At 54.6% G+C, this 6,381-nt stretch carries 11 protein-coding genes; 5 read left to right on the top strand and 6 right to left on the bottom strand.

Features of this window, described 5'->3' with window-relative positions; translation table 11 throughout:
- The coding region (locus ABYP39_RS05045; protein WP_372781408.1) for a hypothetical protein at nucleotides 1-265 on the top strand (265 nt) is incomplete at its 5' end.
- A gap of 46 nt (nucleotides 266-311) precedes the next feature.
- The gene (locus tag ABYP39_RS05040; protein ID WP_372781406.1) at nucleotides 312-701 is read left to right on the top strand and encodes a VOC family protein; all 390 of its coding nucleotides are present in this window, start codon (nucleotides 312-314) and stop codon (nucleotides 699-701) included.
- 51 nt (nucleotides 702-752) lie between these two features.
- Here ABYP39_RS05040 and ABYP39_RS05035 read toward each other — a convergent pair whose 3' ends face one another.
- The 6 genes from ABYP39_RS05035 to ABYP39_RS05010 form a co-directional block, all read right to left on the bottom strand.
- Entirely contained in the window at nucleotides 753-1,655 is a 903-nt protein-coding gene (locus ABYP39_RS05035) for a hydrogen peroxide-inducible genes activator (RefSeq protein ID WP_372750001.1), read from the bottom strand.
- Between the two features lie 72 nt (nucleotides 1,656-1,727).
- Nucleotides 1,728-2,141 (bottom strand): DUF6691 family protein, encoded by a 414-nt coding sequence (locus ABYP39_RS05030; RefSeq protein ID WP_372750000.1) that lies wholly within the window; start codon nucleotides 2,139-2,141, stop codon nucleotides 1,728-1,730.
- A 2-nt stretch (nucleotides 2,142-2,143) separates the two neighbouring features.
- Nucleotides 2,144-2,572: a YeeE/YedE family protein gene (locus ABYP39_RS05025; RefSeq protein ID WP_372749999.1), complete on the bottom strand. Its 429-nt coding sequence runs from the start codon at nucleotides 2,570-2,572 to the stop codon at nucleotides 2,144-2,146.
- A 2-nt stretch (nucleotides 2,573-2,574) separates the two neighbouring features.
- On the bottom strand, nucleotides 2,575-3,282 hold the full coding sequence (locus tag ABYP39_RS05020; protein WP_372749998.1) for an MBL fold metallo-hydrolase: 708 nt from the start codon (nucleotides 3,280-3,282) through the stop codon (nucleotides 2,575-2,577).
- Entirely contained in the window at nucleotides 3,279-4,109 is an 831-nt protein-coding gene (locus ABYP39_RS05015) for a sulfite exporter TauE/SafE family protein (RefSeq protein ID WP_372749997.1), read from the bottom strand. Before ABYP39_RS05015 ends, ABYP39_RS05020 begins: the two co-directional genes overlap by 4 nt.
- 2 nt (nucleotides 4,110-4,111) lie before the next feature.
- Nucleotides 4,112-4,372, bottom strand: a complete 261-nt coding sequence (locus ABYP39_RS05010; RefSeq protein ID WP_372749996.1) for a metal-sensing transcriptional repressor — start codon at nucleotides 4,370-4,372, stop codon at nucleotides 4,112-4,114.
- A 108-nt stretch (nucleotides 4,373-4,480) separates the two neighbouring features.
- On the opposite strand from ABYP39_RS05010, the gene ABYP39_RS05005 reads away from it, so the two are divergent.
- From ABYP39_RS05005 to ABYP39_RS04995, 3 genes are read left to right on the top strand one after another with little or no spacing between them, the layout of a single operon-like run.
- Entirely contained in the window at nucleotides 4,481-4,864 is a 384-nt protein-coding gene (locus tag ABYP39_RS05005) for a PaaI family thioesterase (protein ID WP_372759356.1), read from the top strand.
- Nucleotides 4,861-5,085 (top strand): nitrate/nitrite transporter NrtS, encoded by a 225-nt coding sequence (gene nrtS / locus ABYP39_RS05000; RefSeq protein ID WP_372764610.1) that lies wholly within the window; start codon nucleotides 4,861-4,863, stop codon nucleotides 5,083-5,085. Before ABYP39_RS05005 ends, nrtS begins: the two co-directional genes overlap by 4 nt.
- A 26-nt stretch (nucleotides 5,086-5,111) precedes the next feature.
- On the top strand, nucleotides 5,112-6,317 hold the full coding sequence (locus ABYP39_RS04995; RefSeq protein ID WP_372747755.1) for a CaiB/BaiF CoA transferase family protein: 1,206 nt from the start codon (nucleotides 5,112-5,114) through the stop codon (nucleotides 6,315-6,317).
- The last annotated feature ends 64 nt before the right edge of the window (nucleotides 6,318-6,381 follow it).

Genomic DNA, 6,381 nt, shown 5'->3' with positions numbered 1-6,381 from the left:
TGCAATTCGTCTGGCTCTAACCGATGCGTGCGAACAAGCTCTTGAACAAATTCCGGGGTTTAAGTGGCTGACTCATTACGTTGATTACCAACGATTCCCGCAGTCACTAAAGGTCGTCTACATATTCGAGTCACAAAGCGCGCTGCTGGCCGCCAACACCGCAGCACACGATGTGCTTATGCGCAAACTGGTAACTGAAGCATTGGCCGATATCGGTATAGCTGTGCCCAATCCCGGAACAAACATAAGCCTGCAAGCGGAATAAAAAATCCTCGCAATAGAGCGAACAAGCATAATAAGGCGGTGCAACAATGAAAATCTGGGTTACCAGTGTATTTGTCGAGAACCAGGAAAAAGCGCTTGATTTCTACACAAAAAAACTAGGCTTCATAAAAAAAAGTGATGTGCCTGTCGGCGAGCATCGGTGGCTGACCGTCGTGTCACCACAGGCGCCCGATGGCGTCGAACTGGTGCTTGAACCAAACGATCACTCAGCTGCTCCGGTGCTCCAGCATGCGCTAAAACAAGATGGCTACCCATTCACCTCATTTGAGGTTGACGACGTGGAAGGAGAATATCAGCGCCTTCAGAAACTCGGCGTTGAATTCACCCAAGCGCCAATTGCCTCGGGCAATGTGAAGTTTGCCGTGCTGGATGATACCTGCGGCAATCTGATACAGATAATGCAGCGAATAGACTGACGGGGAACACGGCGCATGCTGTTTAAAAAATACCCGATACGACCCCGATTTTCAGGTGCGTTTTTGCTGACCGATAAATTCGCCCAGCAGTAAAAATTCGTCCCTGCGCGGGCTGTGCTTTCGCCACGCCAAACCGATAGAACGCTGTACGGTTTCTTTATCAAACCCGCGGGTTTTCACTTGTGTGCCGGCCAGAATTTTTCCGTCCAATGCCATCTTCGGCAATAGTGTTACACCGATCTGGTTAGCCACCATTTGCACAATGGTATTCAGACTGGTGGCTTGATAAGGCGCGGTTACGTCGCGCTCACTGAGACGACAGGCTTCCAGCGCATGATCGCGCAGACAGTGACCGTCTTCCAACAACAGCACATCACGGCCTTGCAAATCGCGACTTAGCAAAGGTGTTTTCTCTGCCAGCGGGTGTTGCTCATAGTAGGCAAGTAGGAATTCGTCGTAAAACAGGTGTTCTACATCAAGCCCTTCGGTAGGGTATGGCAAGGCCAGCAAGACCACATCCAGCTCACCGGCCCGCAGGCGCTCGAGGAGATTGGCGGAAAGATCTTCGCGAATAAACAGCTGGCAATCCGGATACTTTTTTCGAAACCGAGGTAAAAATTGAGGTAACAGAAAGGGCGCAATGGTAGGTATCACACCAAGATGCAAACTCCCGGTAAAGGGTTTCCCCGCCGATTCCGCAAGCGATACAAGATCGTCCACATGCGTGAGGATGCGCTGCGCACGGGCAACAACAGAGTGACCAATGTCGGTAAGCAACACATTTTTGTTGTCGCGCTCAACCAGCGTTACGCCGAGATTATCTTCCAACTCGGCAATGCCTGCACTCAGGGTGGGTTGGGATACGTGACAGGATTTAGCCGCCTGCCCGAAGTGGCGGAACTTCGCCACAGCGCACAGGTAATTAAGTTGCTTCAGGGTGGGCCGATGAGCCATATCCGCGTCCGTTTAATGCAAAGCCTAGTACTCTAGCCCCATTGCTGCGTTGCCGGCAACACCGCGTCCTGCTCAGGCCCTGTGCAGCGTTTTATGTAGCAGCATACCCACGAGCATGGCAGCAACAAACGCCAGCACATCAACAAAGCCCGTCGTAATATTTACCAGCGCCGGCGCCGGGCAGAGTCCGCTCAAGCCCCAGCCCAAACCAAACAGACTTGCACCCGCCAACAACTTGCCGTCAATAGCGGTACTGGTAGGTAGGCTGAAACTGGATACCAACAATGGACGAGGCCGCTGGGTAACAAGGTAGTAGCCGGGCACGGTTACGGCCAGCGCGCCCCCCATCACCAATGCCAGGCTTGGATCCCAGTGCCCGGCGATATCCAGAAAATTGAGCACCTTGTCCGGAATCAACATGCCGGATACTGCCAGCCCAACACCAAACAATAGCCCTGCGACCAGAGCCGCCAACAATTCTTTCATACTCAGCCTCCCAGCAGATGACGTTGTACAAACACGGTCGCAAAGGCCACACCCATAAAGACGCAGGTGGCGACGATGGATCTCGGCGACAGTCGGCCAATACCGCACACTCCATGACCAGAGGTGCAACCGGAGCCCAGCCGAGTGCCATAGCCAACAAGCAGACCAGCTACGATCAACACCGGTATGGAGGCGCGCAGGGCAATTTCACTCACGCCGACCCATTGGTACAGCGCAATACCGCCGCCAGCGAGGAGCCCGACAATAAAGCTCCAGCGCCAGCGCGATGCCGCACCGAAGTCGGTAAGCGCTGTACCAACAATCCCTGAAATGCCGGCGACCTTGCCGTTCAGCCAAAGCAGCAGCAACGCCGCCAAGCCTATCATCACACCGCCGAGCAGCGATGCTATTGGAGTAAAACTGGTTTCCATGGTTACCTCCTGAAGTCGGTTTTACCGCAAGCCAGGTTGGCAGGCACGGCAATGTCCATCATCTTTGGGTCTGGCAGGTTGAGATTGTTCATTATTTCAATGTATTCGTCGCGACTCTTACCGGCGAGCCGAGGATTATTGGCTTTTTCTTCGGCAATGGTGGAACGCGTCCAGCCTTTGTAATCATGACCAGGGTAAACAAAAGTCTCGTCCGGAAGTGAAAACAGTCGCTGGGTAATAGAGTCATAACTCCGCCCGGCGTCTCCACCCTGAAAATCAGTGCGCCCGCTGCCTCGGATCAACAGGCAATCGCCTGTAAACACGCAGCGCTCTCCCCCGGCCTCCAGATAAAAACTGAACGACTCATTGGTATGCCCTGGGGTAAACAGTGCACGTAATCGAAGGTCGCCAAATTGCAGCAATTCGTTGTCGGCAATCGTCTGGGACACACAATCGGCCTGAGTGTACTCACCCATCACCGTGATACAGCCCGTTTTATCACGCAAGGCTCCCAGTGCCGTAATATGATCCGCGTGAGTATGTGTATCTACTGCATATTTTAAGGTGAGATCCAGCTCTCGCAGTAATTGCAGATACTGATCCACCTTATCCACCACCGGATCAATCAGTAATGCCTCACCGATATTCTCGGCTGCTAACAAATAGGTATAGGTGCCAGACTCTGCGTCAAACAACTGTCGAAAAATCACAGCATACCTCCTTCATGCATTGTGCGCAGAATAATAAAAACTGCCGTAACCATAATGAGCCCTGCAAAAACCCTCTGCAGAACGGCGCCTGACAGGTGTTTCGCCACTGCAAAGCCAAGACTCAAGCCGCCGATACCACCGGCAATGAAAGGCGTCGCGGTGGCCCAATCAAAATGAACACCCTGCACGAGTGAAGACACCACACCACCGGAGCTGATCGCACTGATGGTTAACAAAGACGTAGCTACCGCCGATTGAATACTGAGCTGGGTAATCATCATCAGCGCCGGCACAATCAGAAAACCGCCACCGACACCAAACAAGCCCGACAAAAATCCTGTCGCCGCACCAGCGACCGCCAATCCAGCAGCACAGGGGCCATTAATGCGAAAGCAGCCATCCGCACTGAATCGGCAGAGGGCCGTCGCGTTCTCACGCATAAACGATGCGCGCACCACACTCGCCTCTTCAGGCGCTCGCAGCGAACGACGCCACATATAGCTCGCAATTAACAAGGCCAGCACCGCAAACAGCATCAACACCAGCGCCTGAGGCAACCGCATAGCCTGCTGTATTCCAAACGGCGTGATCAACATGCCCGATACGGCAAAAACCAACGCCGGTTTAAAAGAAATACGCTTGGATGGCAGCGCAGCGAGCACTCCAACCGCAGAGGTAATGCCTACAATCAGCAAACTCATGGGCACAGCCTGCTGCATGGAATAGCCCAGGCCATATACCAGCAGAGGGATGGCGAACAATGATCCGCCTCCGCCTGTAAGCCCTAGGGCCAACCCAACAATCACACCAAATAGCAGCGCCAGCATAACTAAGCGTATTTCGCCAATAACTGTGTGTATTTTTCGATGCGACTGATATCAACAAGCTGCCCATCGAGTTCGCGCTCAAGCGCACAGGTCACCGCTTTGTAAAACACTTTGTCCAAGGCTTTGCGCACCGCCGCGAGCTGCTGAACCACTTTTTCGCACTCTTCTTCCTCTTCAATCAGACGCTGCACGCCGCGCAACTGGCCTTCGGCCCGCTTTAGCCGGTTCTGCATTTCCTGTTTTTTCTCAAACCAGTCAGTCATGGCATTTACTCTGTTCGGTCACCCCACCAATATACCCCCAGGGGTATATCGACTCAAGCCCTGAAACCGTGTTACAAAAGGCAAAAATACACAGACTGAGAAGGCACAATGAAAAACCCATTTGGCGAACTAATAGGCCTAAACATTGCCCGCCAGGATGCCGGCTTTAGCGAGCTTAACCTCACTATCACCCCGGATCTGCTCAACCCCCATCAGGTCGCCCACGGCGCCGTGCTATATGCGCTGGCAGACACCGGCATGGGTGCCGCCCTCTACCCCTCCCTCGCCGAAGGCGAGCTGTGCGCCACCATTGAAATCAAGATGAACTACTTTGCTCCGGTCTTCAGCGGTGATGTCGTCTGCCAGACCCGGCTGGTGCATCGCGGCAAAAAGATCGCCCACCTAGAATCCGAATTGACGTTGGACGGCAAACTGGTGGCAAAGGCCAGCGGCAACTACGCCATTTTCAAACCCTCGGGCAATCGCTCGTGAAGCCGTTTATAGCGACGGCTTTATCCCCACCGATTGTCGCAACGGCCACAAAAGTGGCTCTGCTGGTCGGCACCCTACTCATTGCGATAAACCACCTGCCCGCCCTGCTGGACGGCAGCGCCACAGCGCGCAATTACCTGCAAATGGGGCTGACCTACCTGGTCCCCTATTGCGTTTCCACATATTCCGCAACGGTGGCCATCCTGCGCCGCGCTGATTAAACTGCAGCGCTCACAGGAGAACCCCAATGACTGAACAGAGCAACCCGGGCCCGTTGGCGGGCATTCGTGTTTTGGAGCTGGGCCAATTGCTGGCCGGGCCCTTTACCGCATCCATCCTTGGCTACTTTGGGGCCGAGATCATCAAGGTAGAGCCACCGGAAGGCGATCAGATACGCCGCTGGCGCATCGTCAAAGACGACACCGCCCTGTGGTGGTACAGCCTGGGGCGCAATAAAAAATCCATCGTGATTGACCTGAAAAGCGAAGACGGCAGGGCGCTGGTAAAAGAGCTCGCAAATGAATGCGATGTACTGATAGAAAACTTCCGCCCAGGCGTTATGGAAGATTGGGGGCTGGGTCCCGATGACCTGAAAACCACCAATCCAGACCTGATCTACACCCGCATTTCCGGCTACGGCCAAACCGGCCCCTACGCGAAAAAGCCCGGTTTTGCTTCGGTGTGCGAGGGCATCAGCGGCTTTCGTTTTCTCAACGGCTTTCCTGACGAAGCCCCGGTGCGCCCCAATCTGAGCATTGGCGATAGCATTGCCTCACTACACGCGGTTATTGGAATTCTGATGTCACTCACCGCCAAACTGCGTAACAGGGCTAGCGGTCAGGTAGTCGATGTGGCCCTCTACGAATCCATGTTTAACCTGCTAGAAGGCGTGATCCCCGAGTACAGTGGCGCCGGCGTCATTCGCCAGCCGTCGGGCACCACAGTCACCGGCATTGTGCCGACCAATACCTACCGCTGCGAAGACGGCAAGTTTGTGGTGATTGGCGGCAACGGCGACTCCATCTTCAAACGCCTGATGACCGCCATTGGGCGCCAGGATATGGCTGACGACCCCGCCATGGCCGACAACGCAGGTCGGGTAATCCACGAACGCACCATCGACAAGGCGCTGGCAGATTGGTGCTCCCGTCACGAATCAAAAATGGTGATAGCTACCCTGGAAGGCGCGCGCGTGCCCGTCGGCCCCATCTACAATGTAGAGGATATGTTCAACGACCCGCACTTTCAGGCCCGCGGCCTGTTTGAGGAAGTACCCATGGGCGATGACACTGTTCATATTCCAGCCATCACTCCGCGTCTCTCGGAAACCCCCGGCAGTACCCGCTGGCCCGGCCCCAAACTGGGTGAGCACAGCAACACCATCCTGAAAGACGTTCTCGGAAAAGACGAAAAAGACATAGCTGATTTGCGCCAGCGCGGCGCTGTCAGATAGGTGTAAAACTCCCTCACCCATTCGCATGATGCATAGAGCCTGCCTGCGCGGCAGGCTATTCCCT

The sequence above is a fragment of the Litorivivens sp. genome (assembly GCF_041625495.1).
GTDB lineage: Bacteria > Pseudomonadota > Gammaproteobacteria > Pseudomonadales > Spongiibacteraceae > Litorivivens.
The sequence above is the reverse complement of the archived record's forward strand: the minus strand, read 5'-3'. Positions and strand labels throughout refer to the sequence as shown.